Source organism: Sphingopyxis sp., assembly GCF_040216815.1.
Classification (GTDB): Bacteria; Pseudomonadota; Alphaproteobacteria; order Sphingomonadales; family Sphingomonadaceae; genus Sphingopyxis.
In genome coordinates, this window is the sequence record NZ_JAVJOJ010000001.1 from 166613 (window position 1) to 191007 (window position 24395).

A 24395-nucleotide genomic window follows, 5' to 3' on the forward strand; every position below is an offset into this window, starting at 1 on the left:
AGGTGGATTAACCAGATATGACAGGGGTGTGCAAGAGCGAGACCGGCTACGCAGATCCTTCCCATCGCTACGCGACAGGGAGGGGGTTCAGCCGCCGAACATTTCCTGCGGTAGCCCCGGCACCTCTACCCCGAAGGTGAAGATGCCCCCCGCATGCGGCTGGGCCTTGCGCTCTTCGTCGCTCAGATTCTTGCCCGCACTGGTGACGAAAGCGGTTTTGAGGTCGGCTCCGCCAAAAGCGATCATCGTCGGGCGCTGCACCGGCAGCTCGACCGTCTGGAGCAATTCGCCCGTCGGCGACAGGCGGACCACGCGCCAGCCGTCCCACAGCGCCGACCAATAGCATCCCTCGGCATCGACCGCAGCGCCATCGGGGCGGCCCTTCCCTTCTTCAAAGGCGTGAAACAGGCGTTTGCCGCCCAGCGTTCCCGTTGCGGGGTCGACGTCATAAGCGTCGATACGGTGCGTCGGCGTGTCGGCGTGATAGAAAATCCGCCCGTCGGGGCTGAACGCCGCACCGTTGCTCGTCATCAGCCCGCCAAAGATTTGGGTGAGCGTGCCGTCGGGGCCCAGCCGATACAGCGCCGCGTCGCGGCGGGACTTGTCGCTCGTCAGGCTGCCGACCCACAGCCGCCCCGCGGCATCGACGCGCCCGTCGTTGAAGCGCTGGTGCGGTTTATCGCCAAGCAGCGCGGGCCCGAAAGCGCGCGGCGCGGCGCCCCAGCGGTCGATCAGCGCGCAGCCGTTTTCGAGTGCGGCAACGAGCCCGCCCCCGGCACGCGGCGCGATGCAGCCCACCTGTTCGGCAAGGCCCATCAACTCGTCGCCGCCCGTCGCGGGATCGGTGCGGTGAATTTTGCGGCCCTCGATGTCGACCCAATAGAGGCGGGCTTCGGCGGCGTTCCAGACGGGCGATTCGCCGAGCAGCGCGCCGGCGTCGAGGAGCAGTTGAACCATGGCCGGCTCATAGCGCGGGGCGGCCGGGGTGCCCAGCGGCTGCAATGCTATTCTGCGAAAACCGCGAACAGGGGCGCTGCGGTGGGGCGCCGAACGTGCTTTGTGAATCCGTCATCCCGGCGAAGGCCGGGATGACGATAAGCGTAGCGGTTAATCCCGTGCGTGTTCGCTCGACGGCTCTTCGGCCGCCGCCTTCGCCTTTTCCTTCGGCTTTTCCTTCTCGAAAATCTTGATCAGTTCCTTTTTGCGCGCCTCGGACAAATCCTTCGCCGCCGCGGGAAACATCTCATCCTCCTCCTCGTCGATATGGTGGAGGTAACGATCCTTCATCGTGCGAAAGCGCGTCAGCCAACCGCTCGATGAAAAATCCATCTCGTATAATTCGGTCAGGAAATCCTCGATTTCCTTATGTTCAGCAACGCTGTGCTGCGCCTCGTCGCGAAGGTCGGGATCGGCGAGCATCGTCGCATAAAGCGACATTTCCTCCGATGCTGCGTGCGCCGTCACCTCGACGCGAAACGCCTCGAACAGTTTGCGGCGTTCTTCGCTGTCGCCCTGCGTCGCGTCGATACGATCGAGCAACTCGCGGTGGCGGTCGTGATCGGCCTTCAGCCGCGCGAAAATTGTGGTTTCGGTCATTATCGTCTCCGTCCGTTGGTCGGTCGAAGACAGAACGAAGCGCGGCCCGAGGGGTTCCGGCGTCAGGCCGCTTTCCAGTCCTCTGTGGTCGTGAATGTCGGCAGTGCGAGCGCACTCGTCGGCTGCGCTGCGGCTGCGATCAGATAGGGCGATACCCGGTGACGGGTGCATAGCCCGCCATTGCCGTCGCTCACCATCGTCTGTTCGAATTCGATCCCCTGCTGGTGTTTCGTTGATCGGCGCACCGTGGCCGTAACGAGCTGACCTTCGCCGAAATCAATCACGAAGCGGGTGCCGATCGGCACGTCCAGAATGCCTTCGATGAAGGCACCGGTAGCCGACAGGTTGCGAATGACGACGGCATAGCGATGATTGTCATGGATCGCCGTTACCTTGCGGAACATCGAAAAGCGGTCGTTGCGCTGGCGCGCGGGGCCCGAAGGCTTGATCGTCCACGACCCCGCCTCGCCATGGCGAACGACCTCGGCCGAGGGTACGGGCTTGCTGTAGATATAGCCCTGCACATGGCTGACGTTGAGTTTGCGAACGAGGGCGAGTTGGTCGAGCGATTCGATCCCTTCGGCTGTCGTTTCCATATCGAGCGCTTCCGCCAGCGCCACGATCGCCGCGATGATCGCACCGTTGCGCGACCCCGCTTCGGTCGCGCCGCGCACGAAGCTCTGGTCGATCTTGATCTTGTCGAACGGTGCCGACTGCAGATAGCCGAGCGACGAATAGCCGGTACCGAAATCGTCGAGCGCGAGCCGCACGCCAAGGTCCTTCAGCGCCTTGAACATCCGATTGGTTTCGGCCGTATCGCCAAGGAACACGCTTTCGGTAATCTCGAGCTCCAGCCGGTCCGGCGACAGCCCGCTCGCCGCGAGCGCCCTGGCGACGACTTTCGGCAACTCGGGATTCGCGAACTGGATCGGCGATACATTGACGGCGACGCGCATCTCGCCCGGCCAGCTTGCCGCATCCTCGCATGCCTTGAGCAACACCCATTCACCCAGCGGCCAGATGAGGTTCGTTTCCTCGGCGATCGGAACGAATAGCGCCGGCGAGATATGGCCCCTGTCGCGGTGGGTCCAGCGAATGAGCGCCTCGACCCCCGTTACGACATTCGATCCCGCGTTGACGACGGGTTGATAACCGATCGAAATCTCCCCGCGCGTCAGCGCATCGCGCAAATCTTCTTCGAGGACCCGGCGATCCTCGGCCGCCTGGTGCAGATCGCTCGAATAAAAAGCGAAGCGGCCGCGCCCGTTCCCCTTGGCTGCATAGAGCGCGAGGTCGGCATTGCGCACCAGATCGTCGCTGCTCTGTCCGTCGAAGGGCGCGATCGCCACGCCGACCGACGCGCCGATGATGCAGCGGCTGCCTTCGACCGAATAGGGTTGCGTCAGGCTGGCGATGATGTCCGCCGCCATTTCGCCCAATTCCCCGCGATCCTCGATATCGGGAAGGATGATCTGGAACTCGTCGCCGCCGAGGCGGCTGACCATTTCCTTGTCGCCCACAATCTTCAGCAACCGTTCGGCAACCTGTTTGAGCAGCGCATCACCGGCGGGATGGCCCAGCGTGTCGTTGACCTGCTTGAAACGGTCGAGGTCGAGCAGCATGATCGCGCACGGCCGCTGCTGCTGGGAAAAGGCCGCGAGCGTCGAGTCGAGCTTTTTGGAGATGTTGAAACGGTTGGCAAGACCGGTGAGCGAATCATAAAGGGCAAGGCGCGATGCATCCTCCGCCGACCGGCGCTGCGCTGTGATGTCGATCCCGCTGCCGCGATAGCCCGCAAAGCGGCCATTGGCATCGAGCTGCGGCCGCCCCGACACCGCCCACCAACGATCGTCCCCTTCAAAGGCGCCGCGCAATGGCAGGTCGTCGAACTTCGACTGGCGCGTCATCAGAAAGGGCAGGGTGCGTTGGCGTTCGTCATGGCTGTCTGCGGGCAGGAACAGTTCGACAAAGGGCGTACCGATCAGCGACGCCGCCGGACGCCCCATCATTTGCGCCACCGCATCGGTGATATAGGTGATCCGCCCCTCGGTGTCGGTCGACCAGAACCAGCCGCGGCCGCTTTCTTCATAATTTCGAAGGAGGAGCAACGCCTCGCGCGTTTGCATTTCCGCTGCGGCATCGGTCCCGGGCTTGCGTCTGCGCGTGCCGATCAAGCCGAAAAAGCCGCGCTGGCTCTCGTCGGCGCCATGCTCGGTTGGTTCGACGCATTCGATCCGCGATGGCATGTCCATCAAATTCAACTCTTTACCCTGTTCCCCACTGCGGCCGCTATGCCCGCAATCCCTTGCCAGAGAGTAAATATCTAAGTGTTTGTCCCGAAATGCGACGAACGAATAGGTCAAGTTTTGAACGGGTCGACTGTGCCGCCGGCGACAAGGCTCGCGGGGTTGCCGGCTCGGATCGCCGTACCGCATTAACCTTGTCCTAGAACAGAATGTTAAGGCTGTGGTCGCGATGGGAGCGCGCATGGCGATGACCGTTTATCTCAACGACACTCCGCGCGCCGCCGGCAAGGGTCGCGCATCGCGGCGCCAGCTGCGGCTGCCGCTCCACGGGTCAAAGGCGACCGGCACCGAAATCGAAGCGCTGGTCCACAATCTGTCTGCGACAGGGATGCTGGTCGAAAGCGAGGCGGCTTTCGACATCGGCGAGGTGATCGAAGTCAATCTGCCGCATAGCGGGAAAACCGCCGCAAAAATCATCTGGACGAGCGCGCGGCTTGCCGGATGCCAGTTCGAAATGCCGATCTCGCCTGCAACGCTGAGCGCGGCGCAGCTGCGCAGCGTCGTCGTCGAACCGGAGGGCCAGCCGATCGAAGCGGGCACTCCGGCTTCGATCGAGACCTTTGGCGGCCGACTTCAGCGGCTGCGCGTGGCGCGGGAATTAACGCAAGGTCAACTGGCAACCCAGCTCGGCGTCAGCGAGCCGTCGATCTCCGCCTGGGAGCTCGACAAAGCGCGGCCCAAGGCGGGCCGCATGGAAGCGCTGTCGGAAGCACTGGGCGTCGAGGTTTCCGAACTGCTAGGTTTCGACGGTTCCGAAACGCTCGGCACGCTTGTCGCCCGCGCCAAGCAGCAAATCGCGCGCGCCGCCGGCATCGGCGTCGATGGGGTACGGATCACAATCGAAATTTAAGGATCGAAAAGGGCTCGACCCCGACGCCGTGCGCTCCCCGACAGAGCGATGCGATCTACGCCGAACGGTCGCTGTGACGCGGCAAAAGCAGGCTGGCGTCGCCATAGCTGTAAAAACGATATTCGGCGGCTATCGCGTGCGCATAGGCTGCCTGCATCGTCTCCAATCCCATCAACGCGCTGACGAGCATGAAGAGCGTCGAGCGTGGCAGATGGAAATTCGTCATCAGCCCGTCGATCGCCCTGAAGCGATAGCCGGGGGTGATGAAGATCGACGTGTCGCCTGCAAAGGGTACGATGGCACCGTCTTCGCGGGCGGCGCTTTCGAGCAGGCGCAGGCTGGTCGTGCCGACCGCGATCACGCGGCCCCCTTCGGCGCGCACGGCGTTCAGCCGCGCCGCCGTCTCGGCTTCGATGCGCCCCCATTCGGCGTGCATGACATGATCGTCGGTATCGTCGGCCTTGACCGGAAGGAAAGTGCCCGCGCCGACATGAAGCGTCAGCGTCTCGGTCTTCACGCCGGCCGCGATGAGCGCTTCGATCAGGCCGGGGGTGAAGTGGAGCGCCGCCGTCGGCGCGGCCACCGCGCCGTCACGCTGTGCGAACATCGTCTGATAGTCGTCGCGATCGGCTTCGTCCGTCCCGCGCCTGCCCGCGATATAGGGCGGGAGCGGCATCGTGCCCGCGCGTTCGAGGAGCAGTTCGACGGGCTCGTCGCCTGCGAACGCGAGAATGAAGCTGCCGTCCGCGAGCCGCTCTTCGGCCAGCGCTTCGACCCCCGCACCGAAATCGATCGTTTCGCCGACCCGCAGCCGCTTGGCGTTACGCACGAACGCCTGCCAGCGGCGCAGGTCGACGCGCTTGTGCAAGGTCGCGCCGATTTTGGCGCCCTGCGCGCCCTCCTCGCCCCGGCCGCCTCGATGTCCTTCGAGCTGCGCCGGGATCACACGCGTGTCGTTGAAAACCAGGCAGTCGCCGGGACGCAGCCATTGCGGCAGGTCGCGTACACCGGCGTCGCTGATCTCGCGGCCTTCGACCACCAGCATCCGCGCCGCGTCGCGCGGGCGCGCGGGGCGGAGTGCGATGCGTTCGCTGGGAAGATCAAAGTCGAAGGCGTCTACGCGCATAAAGGTTCGCGCGCCTTCCCGCGGATTATTGCGCGATGGGCGCGTTGAGCTCGTCGACGCCGATCTCGGCGACGGGCGCGGCGGGCTGCGCTTCGGTCAGCATCGCAGCGGGCGGCATCGGCTTGTTGTCGGCCGCGACCGACACCTGCACCATGCGCGACATCACGGCCGGCGGCTCGCCTTTCTGGATTGCGTCGACATATTGCATCCCCGACACCACGCGGCCGAACGCCGTGTAACGGCGGTCGAGCGAAAAACGCGGCTGGAACATGATGAAGAACTGGCTGTTCGCGCTGTCCTCGCTCTGCGCGCGAGCCATCGACACGGTACCGCGCAGGTGCGGTACCGCGTTGAATTCGGCCTTGAGATCGGGCAGCTCCGACCCGCCCTGCCCAGTCGCGGTCGGGTCGCCGGTCTGCGCCATGAAGCCGTCGATCACGCGGTGGAACTTGACCCCGTCGTAAAAGCCCGCCCGCGCCAGCTGTTTCACGCGCGCGACATGGTTCGGGGCGACATTCGGATAGAGCTGGATCACCACCCGGCCGCCCGTCGAAAGGTCGAGATTGAGCATATATTCGGGCTGGTTCAGATATTGGTCGGGCGACATCGCCGGAGCGGCCGGCGTTTCGGCGGCAGTCGGTGTTTCGCTTGCCGTCGCCGCGGGAGCCGGCGGCGTTTCGACGGGTGCGGGCGCCGGGGTTTCGACCGGCGGTGTCGGCTCGCTCGCATCGGGGTTGGGCGATGGCGCGGGTGGCACTTCCTGCGCCACAGCCGCCGTCGCGAGACCGAACGCCATCGCCGTCAAAACCAAGGGGCGGAAGGAAGATTTCATGCTGGATCGGCCTCTGTATAACATTCCGGAATTGCGCCCCGTCGGGCGCCACTAGCGGGAAAAAGCTGAACGCTCAATGGATGGCGTCACGCCTCGCCTTGACGAAGCCCGCGCTCGGCGATGCGCGCGACGACCGCCTCGCGCACCGCCGGCGTCACAAATTTGTGGATCGCCCCGCCAAAGATGGCGATTTCCTTGACCAGCCGCGACGCGATCGGTTGCAAGCCCACGTCGGCCATCAGGAACACCGTTTCGATGCGGTCGTTCAATTGCTGATTCATCCCCGCCATCTGATATTCATATTCGAAGTCGGCGACGGCGCGCAGCCCGCGAACGATGACCGTGGCGCCTTCGCGTTCCGCAAAATCCATCAGCAGCGAGTTGAACCCGACGACCTGAATATCGCCCTCGATAGCCTCGACCTCGCGCTTCACCATCGCGATGCGTTCGTCATCGTCGAACATCGGCGATTTGGTGATGTTCGTCGTCACCCCGATGACCAGACGATCGACCAGCTTCGCCCCACGCCGGATGATGTCCATATGGCCGAGCGTGATCGGATCGAACGTCCCCGGATAAACCCCCACCCGCATTATCGGTCCCTTTCCACGACATAGCGCGCGATCGCGCGCAGCAGCGCGGCCTCGTCGCCAAAGCTGCCCAGATGGGCGATCGCCTGTTCGACGAGCAGCGTCGCCTGTTCGCGCGCGCGTTCGATCCCCATAAGGGTCACGAACGTCGCCTTGCCCGCGGCGTCGTCCTTGTGCAGCGCCTTGCCCGCCAGCGCCTCGTCCCCTTCGACATCCATGATGTCGTCGGCGATCTGAAAGGCGAGCCCGATGTCGCGCGCATATCCGCGCAGCGGCCGCCGTCCCTCGGCGGGGATGCGCGCCAGTATCGCGCCTGCCTCGACCGAAAAGGCGATCAGCGCGCCGGTCTTGAGCTGCTGGAGCCGCGTGACCGTGAGCAGGTCAAAATCGGCGGTTTCGGCGGCAAGGTCCATCATCTGCCCGCCCGCCATGCCCGCGGGACCGGCGGCGCGTGCGAGTTCGCAGCACAGTTCGGCCCGGACGAAAGGGTCGGCACTCGTCGCCGGATCGCACAGCCATTCAAAGGCGAGCGCGTGGAGCGAATCGCCCGCCAGCACGGCGGTCGCCTCGCCGAACGCCTTGTGCGTCGTCGGCTTGCCGCGGCGCATCTCGTCATCGTCCATGCACGGCAAATCGTCGTGGATCAGCGAATAGACATGCATCGCCTCGACCGCCGCGCCGACACGCAGCGTCAGCGACCGGTCGACATGGAACAGGTCGCCCGCGGCGCGAACCAGCAGCGGGCGCAGCCGTTTGCCCCCTGCGATCGCGGCATAGCGCATCGCTTCATAAAGCGGCCCGCGCGGATCGGCCGGGACGGCTAGCCATTTGCCGAACAAGGCATCGATCCCGTCGGCGACTTCGGCCTGCGTGGCGCGGAGCAAATCCGCACCGCGCGCCATATCGCCTCCGACCAACGCCACGCCCGTCAGCCCTCGCCAAAGCTTGTGGTTCCCGCCGGCCGGCCGTCGGCAGCCAGGCTGACCTGCTCGATCCGCGCCTGCGCGGCGGCGAGCCGTGCCTCGCAATGGCTGCGCAGCGCGTGACCGCGCTCATAAAGATTGACCGATTCTTCAAGGCTGACGTCCCCGCTTTCGAGCCGTCGGACGATCGTTTCCAGCTCGCCCATCGCGGCTTCGAACGACAGCGATGCGATGTCCGCCGGGGCGGCGGTGTCGGGGGTGTCCGTCATGCGCCTGCTTTGGCCCCTTCGCCCCCCCGTGGTCAAGTGCGGTCGGTCTGGATCTCGCCCGCCAACATCCCGAATGCGGCGCTTTTCTTTCGCTCCCCTCGGCGGGTCACTTCTTATCGCTTCCCGTCCGCGCAAATGCGGTTCCGCTTTTTGCAATTGCGCCGCGCGGGTGCGCGAGCCATGTTGCATTGCACAAGAAGAGAGGGGCTCGAAGGCAAGTTTTGTTACAGAAACAAGGACTTGCACCATGAAAAAGATCATTCTTCCCGCGCTCGGCCTGCTCGCGCTGGCACCTGCCACAGCCGTTGCCAAGGACGCCGAGGTCAAGCGTTTCCAGCACGACGGCGCAACCTACAGCTACACCGTCACCCAGGTCGGCGACACGCGCGTGATCACCGGCGTCGAGGAGCGCACCGGCAAGCCGTTCACGCTGCGTGTCGGCGAGCACCGCGTCCGCGGCACCGTGGGATCGCAGCAGGTGAGCTTTCCGCTCCGCGCTGTCGAGCCGCTGAAGGCCGACAAGACGACGCTCGCCTCGCGCTGAACCCCACTCCGACGGCAGACTCCTATCGCCCGAAAAGGCGATATGGGGTCTGTTCGTTTCGCGCCGGTGCGGCTAAAGGCGCGCCATGACTCAGCCAGCGCCCGCCATCACCCCCGAAATCGTCGCCGAACACGGCCTGTCTTCCGAAGAATATGACCGCGTTCTTGCCGCGCTCGGGCGCGAGCCGAACCTTGTCGAACTCGGCATTTTCTCGGTCATGTGGTCCGAGCATTGCAGCTATAAGAGCTCGCGCATCCATTTGAAGAAACTGCCGACCGAGGCGCCGTGGGTGATTTGCGGCCCCGGCGAGAATGCGGGCGTCATCGACATCGGCGAAGGGCCGGACGGCAAGAAGCTCGCCGCCATCTTCAAGATGGAGAGCCACAACCACCCGAGCTACATCGAACCCTATCAGGGGGCGGCAACCGGGGTCGGCGGCATTTTGCGCGACGTCTTCACCATGGGCGCGCGCCCCGTCGCGAATTTGAACGCGCTGCGCTTCGGCCGGCCCGACCATCCGAAGATGCGCCATCTGATTGCGGGCGTGGTCCACGGCATCGGCGGCTATGGCAATTGCGTCGGCGTGCCGACCGTCGGCGGCGAGGTCAATTTCCACAAGGCCTATGACGGCAATATCCTCGTCAATGCGATGACGGTCGGCGTGGCCGAGCAGGACAAGATTTTCTATTCGGCGGCGAGCGGCGTCGGCAATCCGATCGTCTATGTGGGTTCCAAGACCGGCCGCGACGGCATCCACGGCGCGACGATGGCGTCGGCCGACTTCGGCGAGGATGCCGAGGAAAAGCGCCCGACCGTCCAGGTCGGCGACCCCTTCACCGAAAAGCTGCTGATCGAGGCGTGCCTCGAGCTGATGGCGTCCGACGCGATCGTCGCGATCCAGGACATGGGCGCCGCGGGCCTGACCAGCTCGTCGGTCGAAATGGCGTCGAAGGGCGGCGTCGGCATCCACCTCAAGATGGACGATGTGCCGCAGCGCGAAACCGGCATGACCGCCTATGAGATGATGCTGTCCGAAAGCCAGGAACGCATGCTGATGGTGCTGAAGCCCGGCAAGGAAGAGTTTGCGAAAGCGATCTTCGAGAAATGGGAGCTCGACTTCGCGGTCATCGGCACGGTCACCGACACGGGACGCATGGTGCTGGAACATAAGGGCGAGATCGTCTGCGACATCCCGCTCGCTCCGCTCGCCGACGACGCGCCGCTCTATGACCGGCCGCATGTTCCGACGCCAAAGCAGGCCGACCTCGGCGACGTTCCCGAAACGGCCGACGTCGCCGCAGACCTCAAGACCTTGATGGGCACCCCCGACATCGCCAGCCGCCGCTGGATCTGGGAGCAATATGACAGCCAGGTCGGCGGCGACACGGTGCAGACGGGGGGCGACGCCGCGCTCGTCCGCATCCACGGCACGAACCGCGCGCTCGCGATGAGCACCGACTGCACCCCGCGCTATTGCTACGCCGATCCGTTCGAGGGCGGCAAGCAGGCGGTCGCCGAAACGTGGCGCAACATCAGCGCGGTCGGCGCGACCCCGCTCGCCATCACCAACTGCCTCAACTTCGCCAACCCGCAGCGTCCCGAGATCATGGGGCAGATCGTCGGCTGTCTCGACGGCATGGCCGAGGCGTGCCGCGCGCTCGACTATCCGATCGTTTCCGGCAACGTCAGCCTCTATAATGAATCGAAGGCGACCGGCGGCGGCAGCGCGATCCTGCCCACCCCTGCGATCGGCGGCGTCGGCGTGATCGACGATCTGTCCAAAGCGATCGGCATCGGTTTCAAGCGCACCGGCGACATCGTGCTCGCGGTCGGCGAGCGCATGGGCCACCTCGGCCAGTCGGCGTGGCTGCGCGAAATCCACGGGCGCGAGGAAGGCCCGCCCCCGCCGGTCGACCTCAAGGCCGAAAAGCGCACCGGCGACTTCATTCGGGCCAGCATCAATGCCGGCTGGATTACCGCCTGCCACGACGTCTCCGACGGCGGCGTCGCGGTCGCGCTCGCCGAAATGGCGCTGAAGTCGGACATCGGCGTCCTCGTCAGCGAAGAACAACCCTTCGGCATCGCCGAAAGCTTCTTCGGTGAGGATCAGGGCCTTTATCTCGTCACCGTCTGCGACACCTGCCTTGCCGACTTCCTCGACGCCGCGAACCGCGCGGACGTGCCGGTCGACCCGCTCGGCCGCACAATCAAGGACCGCATCGTCTTCGAACTGCCCGAGAGCGATCATCAGGTGACGCTGGCTGCGTTGCGCGACGCACATGAGACCTTCTTTCCCAAGCTGATGGGGGCCGACGCGGCGCTGGCGTAACAATCCCACCTTGTCATTCCGGCCCTTCGACTGCCTTGCAGGCGCTCAGGATAAACTTCCGCCCTTGGCAGGAGGCCGGAATCTCGCCGGTGTGGCATAACGCGACGATGAGATCCCGGCCTTCGCCGGGATGACGATATTGGTGGAGGTTACAAACTCATGAGCATCCATATCGGCGTCGGCGGCTGGACCTACGAACCGTGGCGCGGGACCTTTTACCCGCCGAAGCACCCGCAAAAGCGCGAACTTGAATATGCCGGCCAGCATCTGACCGGCATCGAGATCAACGGCACCTATTATGGCAGCCAGAAGCCCGAAAGCTTCGTGAACTGGGCCGCATCGGTGCCCGACGGCTTCAAGTTCAGCGTCAAGGCGTCGCGTTTCACGACCAATCGCAAGATATTGAAAGAAGGGAACGCGTCGATCGAAAAATTCCTGGGCCAAGGCCTGACCCGTCTCGGCGACCGGCTCGGGCCGATCCACTGGCAGTTCATGGCGACCAAAAAATTCGATCGCGACGATTTTGCGGGCTTCCTCGACCTGTTGCCCGACGCGCAGGACGGCCTCCCGCTACGCCACGCGATCGAGGTCCGCCACGAAAGTTTCCGCGATCAGGCGTTCATCGACCTGCTTCGCGAGCGGAACATGGCGGTGGTGTTCGCCGACAGCGACGAATTTCCCTGCATCGACGAACAGACCGCCGACTTCACCTATGCACGGCTCCAGCGGTCGCAGGAAGACATCGAAACCGGTTATGACGCCAAGGCGCTCGACGGCTGGGCAAAGCAGGCGCTCGACTGGGCCAGGGGCGACCGCGACGTCTTCCTCTTCTTCATATCGGGCGCGAAAGTTCGCAACCCCGCCGCCGCGCAGGCGCTGATCGCCAGGGTTCAGAACGAAGGCTGACGGATCAGGCCGCCTGCGCGAGCGGGATTTGCGTGCCCGCTGCCTCGGCCGCCTTATTGCCGAGCAGATCATAGGGGTCGATACCGTCGGCGCGCATCATCGTATGCACCCGTTTATAGGTCGCGGGCTCGGCGATTCCCAACCGCGCGCGCGCGGCGCCCAGCGGTTCGGCGAGCAGCGCCGCGATGTCCTGATGCGCGATCTGCTGCGCCGCGCGGCCGATACGCTGACCTTCGCGAACCGCGGCATAAATCGGATAGCGATTACCGAAGCCCTTGCGGATTTCGCGCGCGCCCGCCCAGGCGATGAACAGCGTCCCCCAGCTGGGCGTCTGGCTGTAGGAGAAAGCGAGCACGCATTGTTCGCCGAGCGCGTCGCGGCCATAGCCGGTGAGAATGTGGAACAGGTCGTGCGTATCGCGCAGCCGGTTGCCATAAAGTTCCATCATATCGTCATAGCGCGGCTGGCCGCGCCGGAATTTGTCGAATTCGTCGACCAGCCCCTGCGCGGTCAGCCCCTCGCGCTCCATGAAATCGACATAGGTGCGCCCGACGCTGCCCTCGGGCAGCTTGCGCAAGCTTTCATGGTCGTCGAGCATCGCGGGCAGATAGGGGCGCTCGGCGAGTTGCTTCCGTCCTTCGGGCGTCGCGAAAAAGGCCTCCGCCGCCTTCCCGAAACGCTTGTCGCGCAGCGCCTCGATGATGTGGAACACCTGCTCGGTGTCCTCCTTGTCGGCGATCAGCTTGCGGAAATGACGCCAGGCCTTGAGCGGGCGAAAGCCGCCATCGGTGCGATCGGGATGGGAGAGCGGGAAGCTGGTCATAGGAACCTCTTTGGCGAATCCTTCTAGGGTTCAGATAGCATTACTGACATAAATGTCAATAGTTGATGATAGCTGTGGCGTGGGGGACGTTTCGCCGATAGACCGTTGCGAATGAAACCGCACGCAACGACGCGCTATACGGCGCTTCCGTCCATGACCGACGCCGCGCGGATTGCTGCGGCCGAGGCGTTTCGCGATCATATAGCCGCGCGGCGTACGTGCCGGATGTTCAGCGATTCGCCGGTGCCGCGTGGGGTGATCGAAGCCGCCATCGCCGCCGCCGGAACCGCGCCGAGCGGGGCCAATCACCAGCCCTGGCATTTCGCCGCGGTTTCCTCCCCCGACATCAAGCACCGCATCCGTCTTGCCGCCGAAGCCGAAGAACGCGAATTTTACGCAAGCCGCGCCGGGCAGGAATGGCTGGAGGCGCTCGCGCCGCTCGGCACCGACGAGGACAAAGCGTTTCTCGACATCGCTCCGTGGCTGATCGTCGTATTCGGGCAGCGCCGCGGCGGCATCGAGCCCGGCGACACGCGGCAGAATTATTATGTCACCGAAAGCGTCGGCATCGCCTGCGGCCTGCTGCTCACCGCGCTGCATGGCGCGGGGCTCGCGACGCTGACCCATACGCCGTCACCGATGGGTTTCCTGCGCGAGATTTGCGGTCGCCCGGCCGATGAAAAGCCGGTGATGCTGATCGTCGCGGGACACCCCGCTCCCGATGCGACCGTGCCGCTATATGCGATGCGCAAAAAGCCGCTGGAACAAATCAGCAGCTGGCTTTGACATCGAGGGGGGTGAAGCGATGACAACAGCCGTACCGGCGCGCTATGAAGGCCTCGATGCGCTCCGCGGGATCGCGGTGATGGGCATATTGGCGATGAATATCCTCGCCTTCGGACTGCCTTTCCAAGCCTATGCCAACCCCGCCGCCGCCGCGCCGCCGGGCAGCGCCGATCTGGTGGGCTGGTTCATCAGCTTTGTCTTCATCGATGCCAAGATGCGCGGGGTATTTTCGATCCTCTTCGGCGCAAGCACGCTGCTCGTGATCGAGAGCGCGGCTGCGGCCGGCCGCAGCGCGGCTGGCGCGCATTATTCGCGCATGGTCTGGCTGGCGGTCTTCGGCCTCGCCCATTTCTATCTGATCTGGTTCGGCGACATCCTGTTCCTCTACGCGATATGCGGACTGCTGCTCTTCTTCTTCCGCAATCTTTCGGTGAAGGCGCTGATCCTCTGGGCCATTGCCTTCCTCGCCGTCGGCTTTCTGCTTTTCACATCGGGCTGGGCGACGATGGCGCTCGCCGAGGCGGGCCGGCTGCCGCCCGAAACGACCGCGGCGATGCGCGAAGGCATCGACCAGATGAACCGCGATATGGGCGCGGCATCCCCCGCCTATGCCGAGGAGGTTGCACATTATCTTGGCAGCTATGCCTCGATCGTCGCCGACCGCACGGGCGAGATGCTGGCATTTCCGTTCGTTTCGATCGGGCTCTTTATCTGGGAAACGATGGGGCTGATGCTGATCGGCATGGCGCTGTTCAAGACACATATGCTCACCGGCGCGTGGGAAAGCGCACGGTATCGTCGCTGGGCGGTCATCTGCTTCGCGATTGCCGTCCCGCCGCTCCTTCTCCTCGCCGCCTATCAATATAGCGCGGGCTTCAGCGGCGTCGCGGTGTTCGGGTCGGTGATCGCGCTGTCGGTGCCGTTCGACGTCGTCATGGCGATCGGCTGGGCGGCGCTGATGATGTGGCTGATCCGCACCCGGTTTTCGCCCGCGATCCGCGCGCGTCTCGCCGCGACGGGACGCATGGCCTTCACCAACTATCTGATGACCTCCATCGTGATGACGACGATCTTTTACGGCTATGGTCTTGCCCTGTTCGGCAGCGTGCCGCGGGTCGCGCTTTATCTGTTTTGCATCGGCATGTGGGCGGCGATGCTGCTTTGGTCAAAGCCGTGGCTCGAACGCTTCCAATATGGCCCGTTCGAATGGCTGTGGCGCAGCCTGTCGCGCTGGCAGATCCAGTCGATGAAAAGGGAGGGTCCGGGCTGAAACGCCCGGCCGGTCAATAACCGACGGCGCGGCCGAACCGCACGGGCCGCCTTTGAACAAGCGGATTGGCCTCGCGTTCGAGCGCAGCGAGCGTTTCTTCGAACAGTGGGCGGAGCGCAACGACGCGCGGCAGATATTCCTCGGGACTCGTCTGGCTTTCGACGCAGTGGCGCGCGAACATCTCGATGTCCTCGGCAAGTGCGCCCAGCCGTTCGCCGCCGAATTGGCGCGCCTCGCTTTTCAGCGTGTGCGCGGGCATCACGAGTCCGCGCGGATCGCGCGCGCGCATCGCCTCCTCGATCGCGGCGACCGACTTGATGCCGTCTTCGCGAAAATAGCCGAGAATGCGCACAAAAGCGGCGCCCAATTGGGTCCGCGTCGCGCGAAACTCATCCCAATCGACCAGGATCTCTTCCAATGCTTTAGTCCCTTGGTGTTCAAATCGGTCGTGGTCCCGCCCGTTCCATGCCGTAAAGTCGGTAAAAAAGACGTTACGAAAACGGCTTGGGCCGGGCCAAGCCGTCCCGTTTCGGGTCAGTGCCGGACGCGCCAGCGTCCTTCGCGCGCGTCCTTCCCCTCGTCCGTCACCGTCCAGCCATGCTCGGCCGCGAGCGCGGCGACCTCGCTGGCGGCGTTGGGATCGTCGGCGATCAACAGGACCTCGGCCGCATCGCGCATCGCGCGCGCGAGCCTGAGCGCCGGCCAGGGACAGCGCATCCCGCGCGCATCGACCAGCCGCGCCGCAGCCTCATTCGTCATAGGGGTTGCGCGAATTGCGGAAATTGAGCCGCACGGGAACCCCCTGAAACCCCAGTTCCTTGCGCATTCCGTTGACCAGATAACGCTCATAGCTTCCCGGCAGTGCGTCGGTGCGCGAACCAAAGACCACAAAGGTCGGCGGCCGGGTGCGCGCTTGCGTGATATAGCGCAGCTTGATCCGCTTCCCCCCCGGCGCGGGTGGCGGGTTCGACGTCACCGCGCCTTCGAACCAGCGGTTGAGCCTGGCGGTCGAGACGCGGTTCGTCCAGATCGCGCGCTGCTCGAAGGCGACGCGCACCAGCGTGTCGATCCCCTTGCCCGTCGCCCCCGAAATGCTGAGCACCGGCACGCCCTTGACCTGGCTGAGCCCGTCGTCGAGCGCGGCGCGGACGCCGTTGAACAGCGACGAGGGATCTTCGGCAATATCCCATTTGTTGAGCGCGACGATCAGCGCGCGGCCTTCCTGCAGCACCCGGTCGGCGATGCGCAGATCCTGCGCCTCCAGCCCCTTGGTCGCGTCGAGCAGCAGCACGACGACCTCGGCGAAATCGACGGCGTGCAAGGCGTCGGCGACCGATAGCTTCTCCAGCTTGTCCTGCACCTTGGCGCGCTTGCGCATCCCCGCGGTGTCGAACAGCTGGATCTCGTGGACCTCGCCGTCCTTTTCCCATTGCCAGTCGACGCGGATCGAATCGCGCGTGATCCCCGCCTCGGGGCCCGTGATCAGCCGATCCTCGCCGATCATGCGGTTGATCAGCGTCGACTTGCCGGCATTCGGACGGCCGACGATCGCAAGTTTCATCGGGCCGAGCGGCGCCTCATCCTCTTCATCGCCCTCGGCGGGCGGCGGCGGAACTTCGGCTTCCGCGGCGTCGAACCCCTCGACGATCGGGCGCAGCGCGTCGAACAGGTCGACGACGCCTTCGCCATGTTCGGCGCTGAGGGCGATCGGATTGTCGAACCCCAGCGAATAGGATTCCATCAGTCCGTTTTCGCCCTGCTTCCCCTCGGCCTTGTTGACGAGAAGGATGATCGGCGTGTCCTCGCTGCGCAGCCAGCGCGCGATTTCCTCGTCGAGCGGAGTGACCCCCGCCCGGCCGTCGATCATGAACAGCGCGGCGTCGGCCTCGCGCACCGCCTTTTCGGTCTGCACGCGCATCCGGCCGGGCAGGGTCGCCGCGTCATGATCCTCGAACCCCGCCGTGTCGACGATGCGAAATTCAAGGCCGAGAAGCTTTCCGTCGCCTTCGCGCCGGTCGCGCGTAACACCCGGCTGGTCGTCGACGAGCGCGAGGCGCTTGCCCACCAGCCGGTTGAACAGCGTCGATTTGCCCACATTGGGGCGCCCGACAATGGCGATCGTCGCGTGTCGCGACATCCGTTTTCTCCGCAAACAGGGGCATAGTCCCTATTTATTCGTCTTAGCGCCAGGCGGTGATCGTCCCATCGTCCGCGAGGATATAGAGGATGTTGTTCGCGACGATCGGCGGCTGCGACAGCGACGTCTTGAACTCGGTCGATGCCAGCAGCGACCCGTCGGTCGGCGAAAATTCGGCCAGCGTCCCTTCGCTGTTCACCGCGAGCAACCGTCCGCCGGCCAGAATCGGGCCCGTCCAGCGGATCGGGTCCTTCTTTTTCTTCTCGGTCTCGACGCGGAAACGCGCGAGCTGCTGAATCCAGCGAACCTTGCCGCTCGACCGCGCGACGCACAGCAATTTGCCGTCGTCGGTCATCGCATACACCCACTCGCCGACGACATAGGGGGTCGAAATACCGGCGATCGAGATTTCCCAGCTCCGCTGCCCGGTGACGAGTTCATAGCTCGCCATGCGCCCGCCCTGGCCCAGCGCAAAAACGCGGCCGCGGTCGATCACCGGATCGGCATCCACGTCGGTCAGCGTCGACACCGACAACGCCATCGAGGTCCGCGCAAGCGCATCTTCCCAAAGGTCGCGGCCATTTTCGTAACGATAGGCCTGAACCTCGCCCGACGAAAAGCCGGCGACGATCGTGCCCTGTCCCGCCGCGGGCGATGCCGCGCCGAACACGCTGCCCGCCTCCAGCGAGGCCGTCGCCTGCCACTGCACCGCGCCGTCGGCGGCGTTGAGCGCGAAAATCTGGTTGTCCTGACTGATCACATAGACGCCGCCGAACGCCACCGTCGGCGCGCCGCGCAGCGGCCCCGCGGGCCGCACCTTCCACAGCACCGAGCCGTCGGCGGCATTGATCGCAGCGACATCGCCGACGCCGCTGGTCGCATAGACGACGTTGCCATCGACGCTCGCGCCGCCGCCGAACAGCGAATCCCTGAAGTCCTTGCCCGTGCTGCCGATCGCGGCGCTCCACAGCTTCGCGCCGGTGTCGGCGGCGAAAGCGGAGACGACAGCGTCGGTATCGACGACGAACAGCCGGTTGTCGGCAACCACAGGCGACGAGGCAAGGCGCTGTTTGTTAGTGCTGCCCGCGATCCTCGCTTCCCAGAGCCTGGCCCGCGTCGCTCCGAGCGCCGGATGCCCCATCGATTTCGACGCATTGCCGCCTGATTGCGCCCAGGCGGCGTTCACCACCGGATCGGGCAGCACGACCGCGATCGCCGCGGTCGCGGGATCGACCTGGATGCTGTTGTCGTTCGACAGGATCGAGACGCGATTGCCCACCGTCGGTGTCTTGGGTCCGCCGTCGCCCTTGAGCACACCGCAACCCGCCAGCGGCAACGCCAGCAGCGCTGCATAAAGTCCGAAACGCGCGTTCCGCATATTAATTGGCTTCCTCAGTCTTTTGGGCGGCAGGCGCCGCCCCTTTCTGCTCGGCCGCCACGCTTTCGGCGGCGCGGTCGGCGACGGCATCGACGCCCAGCATCCCCGCCATCTGCACCGTTCGCGACTGCAATGATTGGGGGAGGTCGGGCAATTTGGCGATCCGTCCATAAAGCGCGCCCGCCCGGTCGAGCTGGCCAAGCCGGTAATGCGCCCCCGCCGACAATTCCGCGGCGCTGGCGAACCAGCTCGACGCGGGATCCTTCGCATCAACAAAGGGCTTCATCCGCGCGATCACCGCTTCGGGCTTCAGCGTGTCATATTCGAACGCCGTCTGACGGATCAGCGCAAGATCGCGCAGCGACTGATCGACCTCTGCATCGGCCACAATCTTTGCCATCAGCGCCGCCGCGGCTTTGAGATCGCCTGCCCCGGCCTTGATATTCGCTTGCTGCATCAGCGCCGCCGCGCGATAGGCCGGGCTGCCTTCGGCCGCGATCGCCTGCAATTCGCTCGCCGCGGCACGCGGCTGGTTGGCGCCGAGCTTGTCGAGCGCCGCGATCAGCTTTTCGCCCTCTTCGCCGCGCGCGGTATCCTGGTGATGGTCCCAGTAGAGATAGCCGCCAAAGGCGAGCAACAGCCCCAGCACGCCGCCGATGATCCAGCGGCCATAGCGCTGCATGACCGTGTCGAGCCGGTCCTTGCGGACGGCCTCGTCGACCTCCTGCAACAGCGCGGCGTCATTCGTCGGGCTCAGGGCCAATCAAACCTCCGTAAACTCAATAGCGGCGCGAGGCCGGCCCGCTTCCTTAACGATGGCACGGGGAAAGGCCAAGCGTTTCACTTGCCGGACACGCGGGGGCAATCAACCGGCGTAAATCTGATCCTCGGTCGGGAATGAACGGGACCTGACTTCGCCCGCATAATCCTGCACCGCGCCGCTGACCACGCTTGCCATGTCCTGATAACGCTTCACGAATTTGGGGACGCGTTCGAACATCCCCAGCATATCGTCGGTGACAAGCACCTGGCCGTCGCACTGCGCCGACGCGCCGATACCGATCGTCGGGCAGGCGACCTTGTTCGTGATCTCGATCGCAATCGATTCGAGCACGCCCTCGATGACGATCGAAAAGGCGCCGGCCTGCGCGACGGCGACCGCATCTTCGACGATCGAGCGCGCCTCCTCCTCGCTCTTGCCGCGGACGCCATAGCCGCCAAGGATGTTCACCGCCTGCGGCGTCAGGCCGACATGGCCCATCACCGGAATGCCGCGCTGGGTCAGAAACTCGATCGTCGGCGCAAGCACCTTGCCGCCCTCGACCTTCACCGCGGCGGCGCCGGTTTCCTTGAGCAGCCGCGCGGCATTGTCGAATGCCTGTTCGGGACTGCCCTCATAGCTGCCAAAGGGCATGTCGACGATCACCGCGGCATGATAGCTGCCGCGCACCACCGCCGCGCCGTGGAGCGCCATCATGTCCATCGTCACGCCGACCGTGTGCGGCAGACCGTAAATCACCTGCGCCAGCGAATCGCCGACGAGCAGCATGTCGCAATGCGGGTCGAGCAGCTGCGCCATGCGCACCGTATAGGCGGTCAGCATCACCAGCGGTTCGCCGCCCTTGCGCTGGCGGATGCGCGGCACGGTCAGCCGCTTCATCGGCTGCGGCGTCGGGTTCGCGCGGCTCGTGGAGGTGTCGAGGGTGAGCGTTTTGGGGAGCGTAGACATGGCGCCGGGGTTTAGCCGCTAAAATGGCCCGGCGAAAGCGCGAAAGCCCGTTTTTGCTGCACGCAGCCGGGAGCGCGGTCACGCGAAGCCGCCCATTCAACGCGCCGAACCCGCCCGTCGCGTCCGACCGGGCCTCAAAGCATGATCGCACACGGCGCGACCCGGTCAGCGCCCCGTCCGGGCCGCCACCGCCTCGCGCACATTGTCGCTGAACAGGCCGTCGATGCCGGTCGCCAGATAGGCGCCGATCTCCGCCGCCAGATCGCCATGTCCCGCGGGATTGACCCCGCCGCGATCGCCCAGCGGCAGGAAATAATTTTCGCGGCGGAACGTCCACGGATGAACCTTCAGCCCCGCTTCATGCGCATCGCGCACGAGGCTGGTCGGCGTGACGAGGCGGCCGAGGGTGCCGCGCGGGATCACCATCGCCTTGTTGGGCCCTATGCCGTCGGCGTAAGCAGCGATCATCTTCAGCCCCGATGGCGACGCCATGGCGGCATAGCCGGTGCCGGGCCGGTCGGCCGGACCGCCCTCGACGTCCATCAACTGGATCAGCGGCAGGTCGCTCCTGGCGCGCAGGTCGATCAGATTGCCGACCTCGAAGCTCTGGATGAACACCGGCGCGCTGCGGCCGCGATAGCCGAAGCGGTCCAGCATCGCGAGCAAAGGCGATTCGTGCGGCAGGCCGATCGACGCGAAATAACTCGGATGCTTGGTTTCGGGATAGACGCCGACCGGCTTTGCCCGCCCCCGGTTCGCCTCGGCAAGCAGCGTCAAAATCTCCTCGAAGGTCGGAATCTCGAACCGGCCGTCATAATCGGTGCCGCGCAGCCGCGGCAGCCGTTCGCGCGCGCGCAGCGTTTTCAGTTCGGCGAGCGTGAAATCCTCGGTGAACCAGCCTTCGACCTTTTTTCCATCGATCGTCTTCACCGCCTTGCGATCCGCAAACTCGCGGTGTTCCGCGACGTCGGTGGTCTCCGAAATCTCATTCTCGTGCCGCGCGACAAGGACGCCGTCCTTGGTCAGCACCAGGTCGGGCTCGATAAAATCGGCGCCCTGCTCGATCGCGAGCCGGTACGCGGCGATAGTATGTTCGGGGCGCTCGCCCGACGCGCCGCGGTGCGCGATGACGATAGGCGGCCGCCCGTCAAGCGTTGGCTGCGCCGTCACCGGATCAGCCGAACAGCCCGCGGGCAGCATGAAGGCGCCCAGCGCCGCGAGCCAGCGCTTCATCGCGCAAAGCGCGCGCGCCATTCGTCGGCGGAAAAGCCGACGCTGACCCTGTCGTCCTGCTCGACGACCGGGCGGCGGATCATGGCCGGCTGATCGAGCATCAGCGCCTTGGCCGAGGCGGCGTCGAGACCGGCCTTCGCGTCGTCGGGCAGCTTGCGAAAGGTGGTGCCCGCCTTGTTGAGCAATTTTTCCCAGCCGAGCACGTCGATCCAGCGCTGCAAAAGGCCGGGGTCGAGCCCGTCTTTCCGGAAATCATGGAAGCGATAGGCAATATCCTGGTCGTCGAGCCAGCGGCGCGCCTTTTTCACGGTATCGCAATTGGGGATGCCATAGAGAATCATCGTCATGGACGAACGATTAGCAGCCGCGCGTTGCAGATTCGAGGCTCAAGCGCCCGGAATCTATGCCGTCGGCGTGCGGTCCGCGATTCGCGTGTTGGCGCTCGCCAACTTGCCGCGCAGCGCGCGCGCAAAGCCTTCGTGCAGTTCGGCCGCGATATCGGGATTGGCGGCCAGATAGGCGCGAAGCGCCACTGCGGGCACGAACCACAGCCGGGCGTTGCTGCCGAGCACGACCGTGCCGGTCGCGTTCGATCCGTCGAGCACTGTCGCTTCACCGATCAACTCGCCCTCGGCCGATCGTCCGACCTCAACCCCGTCGCGCAAAATCGTCGCGCGGCCGTCGGCCAGATAGAAAAGGCTGGGCGCGGCCTGGTTCTCGCGGATCAGTACCTCGCCGCGCCTCGCCGAAATCCAGTGCCCCTGATCGATAAGACGGCGCGCGGCAACCGCGCTCAGCCGACGAAAATGGCGGCGGCGCAATTCCTCATCCTCGGGCGAGAAGCGCACCTTGGCGCCGCGCAGCCAGAGCCGCGCGAGAATGCCGATATTGACCGCGAGGATCGCGAGAACGAGTAGGCTGTAGCCGGGGTCCGAGGCGCGAAAGAGGGTAAGCGGCAGCGCGACGAGCGCAGCCGCGGCAAGGCCGATGCGTGCATAGTCGATGCGCACGACGAAACTTGTCGCCAGAAGGAGCAGCAATGCCCCGTAGAGGAACCACGCAGAGTCGAAACTCGCCATAGCCAATCGCTCGCATCCCGGCCCCGATAGAGACCCCTGGGTGTATGACGTTGCCGATAGCTCCGTGCCTTGCGCGCTCCGCCACCGCCCAAAGCCGCAATAAACTATCAGTTCCTGGTCCCGAAGAAAAGCATAGGTGCGCAAATGTCACGATAATGCTAATTATCCGCCTCGTCCGTGCTGCGAGCGTTGCACCGGGCGGGCATTCGCGCCATGGGGCGCATGATTCGACGATGAAATGACAGGCAAATGACGAAAAACTGGCAACCGCATAGCTGGCGCACGCACGAGGCCCGCCAGCTTCCCACCTATCGCGACGCCGATGCCCTCGCGGCCGCCGAGCGCGAGCTTGCGGACTATCCGCCGCTCGTCTTTGCAGGCGAAGCGCGCGCGCTGACGAGCGAGCTCGCCCGCGTTGCCGAGGGCAAGGCGTTCCTGCTCCAGGGCGGCGACTGCGCGGAGAGCTTTGCCGAATTTCATCCGAACAATATCCGCGACACCTTTCGCGTGCTGCTTCAGATGGCGGTCGTGCTCACCTTCGCCTCGAAGATGCCCGTGGTGAAGCTCGGCCGCATGGCGGGCCAGTTCGCCAAGCCGCGTTCGGCGGACATGGAGGAAGTGGACGGCGTTTCGCTGCCCAGCTACCGCGGCGATATCATCAACGACATCGCCTTCGAGGAGGCAGGGCGCGAACCCGACCCCGCGCGCATGGTCAAGGCGTATAACCAGTCGGCGGCGACGCTCAATCTGCTGCGTGCCTTTGCCGGCGGCGGCTATGCCAATCTGCACCAGGTCAACGCCTGGACGCACGACTTCATGGACCGCAGCCCCTGGGCCAAGAAATATCAGGAAACCGCGGCGCGGATTTCTGAAGCGCTCGCCTTTATGGAAGCGTGCGGTGTGACCCCCGAAACGGTACCGCAGATCAAGGGCACAAGCTTCTACACCAGCCACGAGGCGCTGCTGCTCCCCTATGAGCAGGCGCTCACCCGGCAGGACAGCCTGACCGGCGGCTGGTACGACACGTCGGGTCATTTCCTGTGGGTCGGCGACCGCACCCGCTTCGAAGGGTCGGCGCATATCGAATATCTGCGCGGCATCGGCAATCCCGTCGGGATGAAATGCGGCCCGAGCCTGGAGCCCGACGTGTTGCTGCGCCTGCTCGACACGCTCAACCCCAATCATGTCGCGGGCCGGATGACGCTGATCACCCGCTATGGCCACGACAAGATCGAGGCGCATCTGCCAAAGCTCGTGCGCGCGGTGAAAGAATCGGGGCATCCGGTCGTCTGGTCGTGCGACCCGATGCACGGCAACGTCATCAAGACCTCGACCGGCTACAAGACGCGGCCGTTCGAGCGTATCCTTGCCGAAGTGCGCGGCTTTTTCGCCGTCCACCGCGCCGAAGGGACGCATGGCGGCGGCATCCATATCGAAATGACCGGCCAGAATGTCACCGAATGCACCGGCGGCGCGATGGACGTGACCCAGATGGACCTCGCCGACCGCTATCACACGCACTGCGACCCGCGTTTGAACGCGGGGCAGTCGTTGGAGCTGGCCTTCCTGCTTGCCGAAATGCTCAATCAGGAAATGGCGGACCGGGCGAAACAGGCGGCTTAAAATAGGGACAGTCCCTATTTTAAGCCGCCCCCGCGAAGGCGGGGGCCTATCTCCGATCGTTTAATT

General features: G+C 64.9%; 25 protein-coding genes. 7 read left to right on the forward strand and 18 right to left on the reverse strand.

Going from position 1 to position 24395, the window contains the following annotated elements:
- Positions 1–87 precede the first annotated feature (87 nt).
- From RIA72_RS00860 to RIA72_RS00870, 3 genes are all read right to left on the reverse strand, one after another.
- Complete coding sequence (locus tag RIA72_RS00860) at positions 88–957, reverse strand: SMP-30/gluconolactonase/LRE family protein (protein WP_350030465.1); 870 nt, start codon at positions 955–957, stop codon at positions 88–90.
- A gap of 150 nt (positions 958–1107) precedes the next feature.
- Positions 1108–1596, reverse strand: coding sequence for a hemerythrin domain-containing protein (locus RIA72_RS00865; protein WP_350030466.1), 489 nt, complete (start codon positions 1594–1596; stop codon positions 1108–1110).
- Between the two features lie 62 nt (positions 1597–1658).
- Positions 1659–3848: an EAL domain-containing protein gene (locus tag RIA72_RS00870; protein ID WP_350030467.1), complete on the reverse strand. Its 2190-nt coding sequence runs from the start codon at positions 3846–3848 to the stop codon at positions 1659–1661.
- Positions 3849–4083: 235 nt separating this feature from the next.
- Here RIA72_RS00870 and RIA72_RS00875 point away from each other — a divergent pair, with 235 nt between their 5' ends.
- Positions 4084–4752 (forward strand): helix-turn-helix domain-containing protein, encoded by a 669-nt coding sequence (locus tag RIA72_RS00875; RefSeq protein ID WP_350030468.1) that lies wholly within the window; start codon positions 4084–4086, stop codon positions 4750–4752.
- 55 nt (positions 4753–4807) lie between these two features.
- Here RIA72_RS00875 and queA read toward each other — a convergent pair whose 3' ends face one another.
- The 5 genes from queA to RIA72_RS00900 all read right to left on the reverse strand — a co-directional run bounded on the left by queA (position 4808) and on the right by RIA72_RS00900 (position 8492).
- Complete coding sequence (gene queA / locus RIA72_RS00880; RefSeq protein ID WP_350030469.1) at positions 4808–5878, reverse strand: tRNA preQ1(34) S-adenosylmethionine ribosyltransferase-isomerase QueA; 1071 nt, start codon at positions 5876–5878, stop codon at positions 4808–4810.
- 25 nt (positions 5879–5903) lie between these two features.
- Complete coding sequence (locus RIA72_RS00885) at positions 5904–6710, reverse strand: peptidylprolyl isomerase (protein WP_350030470.1); 807 nt, start codon at positions 6708–6710, stop codon at positions 5904–5906.
- 86 nt (positions 6711–6796) lie between these two features.
- The gene (coaD, locus tag RIA72_RS00890; protein ID WP_350030471.1) at positions 6797–7303 is read right to left on the reverse strand and encodes a pantetheine-phosphate adenylyltransferase; all 507 of its coding nucleotides are present in this window, start codon (positions 7301–7303) and stop codon (positions 6797–6799) included.
- Positions 7303–8202 (reverse strand): polyprenyl synthetase family protein, encoded by a 900-nt coding sequence (locus tag RIA72_RS00895; protein ID WP_350030803.1) that lies wholly within the window; start codon positions 8200–8202, stop codon positions 7303–7305. The genes coaD and RIA72_RS00895 overlap by 1 nt, the downstream gene beginning before the upstream one ends.
- Positions 8203–8228: 26 nt before the next feature.
- Entirely contained in the window at positions 8229–8492 is a 264-nt protein-coding gene (locus RIA72_RS00900; RefSeq protein WP_350030472.1) for an exodeoxyribonuclease VII small subunit, read from the reverse strand.
- A 247-nt stretch (positions 8493–8739) separates the two neighbouring features.
- Here RIA72_RS00900 and RIA72_RS00905 point away from each other — a divergent pair, with 247 nt between their 5' ends.
- From RIA72_RS00905 to RIA72_RS00915, 3 genes are all read left to right on the forward strand, one after another.
- Positions 8740–9036: a hypothetical protein gene (locus RIA72_RS00905; protein ID WP_350030473.1), complete on the forward strand. Its 297-nt coding sequence runs from the start codon at positions 8740–8742 to the stop codon at positions 9034–9036.
- 85 nt (positions 9037–9121) lie between these two features.
- Complete coding sequence (gene purL, locus RIA72_RS00910; RefSeq protein WP_350030474.1) at positions 9122–11365, forward strand: phosphoribosylformylglycinamidine synthase subunit PurL; 2244 nt, start codon at positions 9122–9124, stop codon at positions 11363–11365.
- Positions 11366–11524: 159 nt separating this feature from the next.
- A complete protein-coding gene (locus tag RIA72_RS00915; RefSeq protein ID WP_350030475.1) occupies positions 11525–12271 on the forward strand; it encodes a DUF72 domain-containing protein in 747 nt (248 codons plus the stop codon).
- A 4-nt stretch (positions 12272–12275) separates the two neighbouring features.
- Here the strand turns inward: RIA72_RS00915 and RIA72_RS00920 are convergent, their stop codons facing one another.
- A complete protein-coding gene (locus tag RIA72_RS00920; RefSeq protein ID WP_350030476.1) occupies positions 12276–13094 on the reverse strand; it encodes a Coq4 family protein in 819 nt (272 codons plus the stop codon).
- Between the two features lie 111 nt (positions 13095–13205).
- On the opposite strand from RIA72_RS00920, the gene RIA72_RS00925 reads away from it, so the two are divergent.
- The gene (locus RIA72_RS00925) at positions 13206–13880 is read left to right on the forward strand and encodes a nitroreductase family protein (RefSeq protein ID WP_350030477.1); all 675 of its coding nucleotides are present in this window, start codon (positions 13206–13208) and stop codon (positions 13878–13880) included.
- Positions 13881–13899: 19 nt separating this feature from the next.
- Entirely contained in the window at positions 13900–15150 is a 1251-nt protein-coding gene (locus RIA72_RS00930) for a DUF418 domain-containing protein (RefSeq protein ID WP_350030478.1), read from the forward strand.
- A gap of 13 nt (positions 15151–15163) precedes the next feature.
- On the opposite strand, the gene RIA72_RS00935 is transcribed toward RIA72_RS00930, so the two are convergent.
- The 9 genes from RIA72_RS00935 to RIA72_RS00975 all read right to left on the reverse strand — a co-directional run bounded on the left by RIA72_RS00935 (position 15164) and on the right by RIA72_RS00975 (position 22706).
- Complete coding sequence (locus RIA72_RS00935) at positions 15164–15568, reverse strand: Hpt domain-containing protein (protein ID WP_350030479.1); 405 nt, start codon at positions 15566–15568, stop codon at positions 15164–15166.
- A 116-nt stretch (positions 15569–15684) separates the two neighbouring features.
- Positions 15685–15909: a sulfurtransferase TusA family protein gene (locus RIA72_RS00940; protein ID WP_350030480.1), complete on the reverse strand. Its 225-nt coding sequence runs from the start codon at positions 15907–15909 to the stop codon at positions 15685–15687.
- Entirely contained in the window at positions 15899–17287 is a 1389-nt protein-coding gene (gene der / locus RIA72_RS00945; RefSeq protein ID WP_350030481.1) for a ribosome biogenesis GTPase Der, read from the reverse strand. The genes RIA72_RS00940 and der overlap by 11 nt, the downstream gene beginning before the upstream one ends.
- Before the next feature lie 43 nt (positions 17288–17330).
- Positions 17331–18665 carry an outer membrane protein assembly factor BamB family protein gene (locus RIA72_RS00950; protein ID WP_350030482.1) on the reverse strand — a complete coding sequence of 445 codons (1335 nt, stop codon included), beginning with the start codon at positions 18663–18665 and terminating at the stop codon, positions 17331–17333.
- Between the two features lies 1 nt (position 18666).
- Positions 18667–19428, reverse strand: a complete 762-nt coding sequence (locus RIA72_RS00955) for a tetratricopeptide repeat protein (RefSeq protein ID WP_350030483.1) — start codon at positions 19426–19428, stop codon at positions 18667–18669.
- A 102-nt stretch (positions 19429–19530) separates the two neighbouring features.
- Positions 19531–20394 (reverse strand): 3-methyl-2-oxobutanoate hydroxymethyltransferase, encoded by an 864-nt coding sequence (panB, locus tag RIA72_RS00960; RefSeq protein ID WP_350030484.1) that lies wholly within the window; start codon positions 20392–20394, stop codon positions 19531–19533.
- 165 nt (positions 20395–20559) lie between these two features.
- The gene (locus RIA72_RS00965; RefSeq protein WP_350030485.1) at positions 20560–21627 is read right to left on the reverse strand and encodes a glycerophosphodiester phosphodiesterase; all 1068 of its coding nucleotides are present in this window, start codon (positions 21625–21627) and stop codon (positions 20560–20562) included.
- The gene (locus RIA72_RS00970) at positions 21624–21974 is read right to left on the reverse strand and encodes an ArsC family reductase (protein ID WP_350030486.1); all 351 of its coding nucleotides are present in this window, start codon (positions 21972–21974) and stop codon (positions 21624–21626) included. The genes RIA72_RS00965 and RIA72_RS00970 overlap by 4 nt, the downstream gene beginning before the upstream one ends.
- A 54-nt stretch (positions 21975–22028) precedes the next feature.
- Positions 22029–22706, reverse strand: a complete 678-nt coding sequence (locus tag RIA72_RS00975) for a Crp/Fnr family transcriptional regulator (RefSeq protein ID WP_350030487.1) — start codon at positions 22704–22706, stop codon at positions 22029–22031.
- Positions 22707–22955: 249 nt separating this feature from the next.
- Between RIA72_RS00975 and RIA72_RS00980 the strand changes: the two genes are divergently transcribed.
- Positions 22956–24329, forward strand: a complete 1374-nt coding sequence (locus tag RIA72_RS00980; protein WP_350030488.1) for a class II 3-deoxy-7-phosphoheptulonate synthase — start codon at positions 22956–22958, stop codon at positions 24327–24329.
- Positions 24330–24395 lie beyond the last annotated feature (66 nt).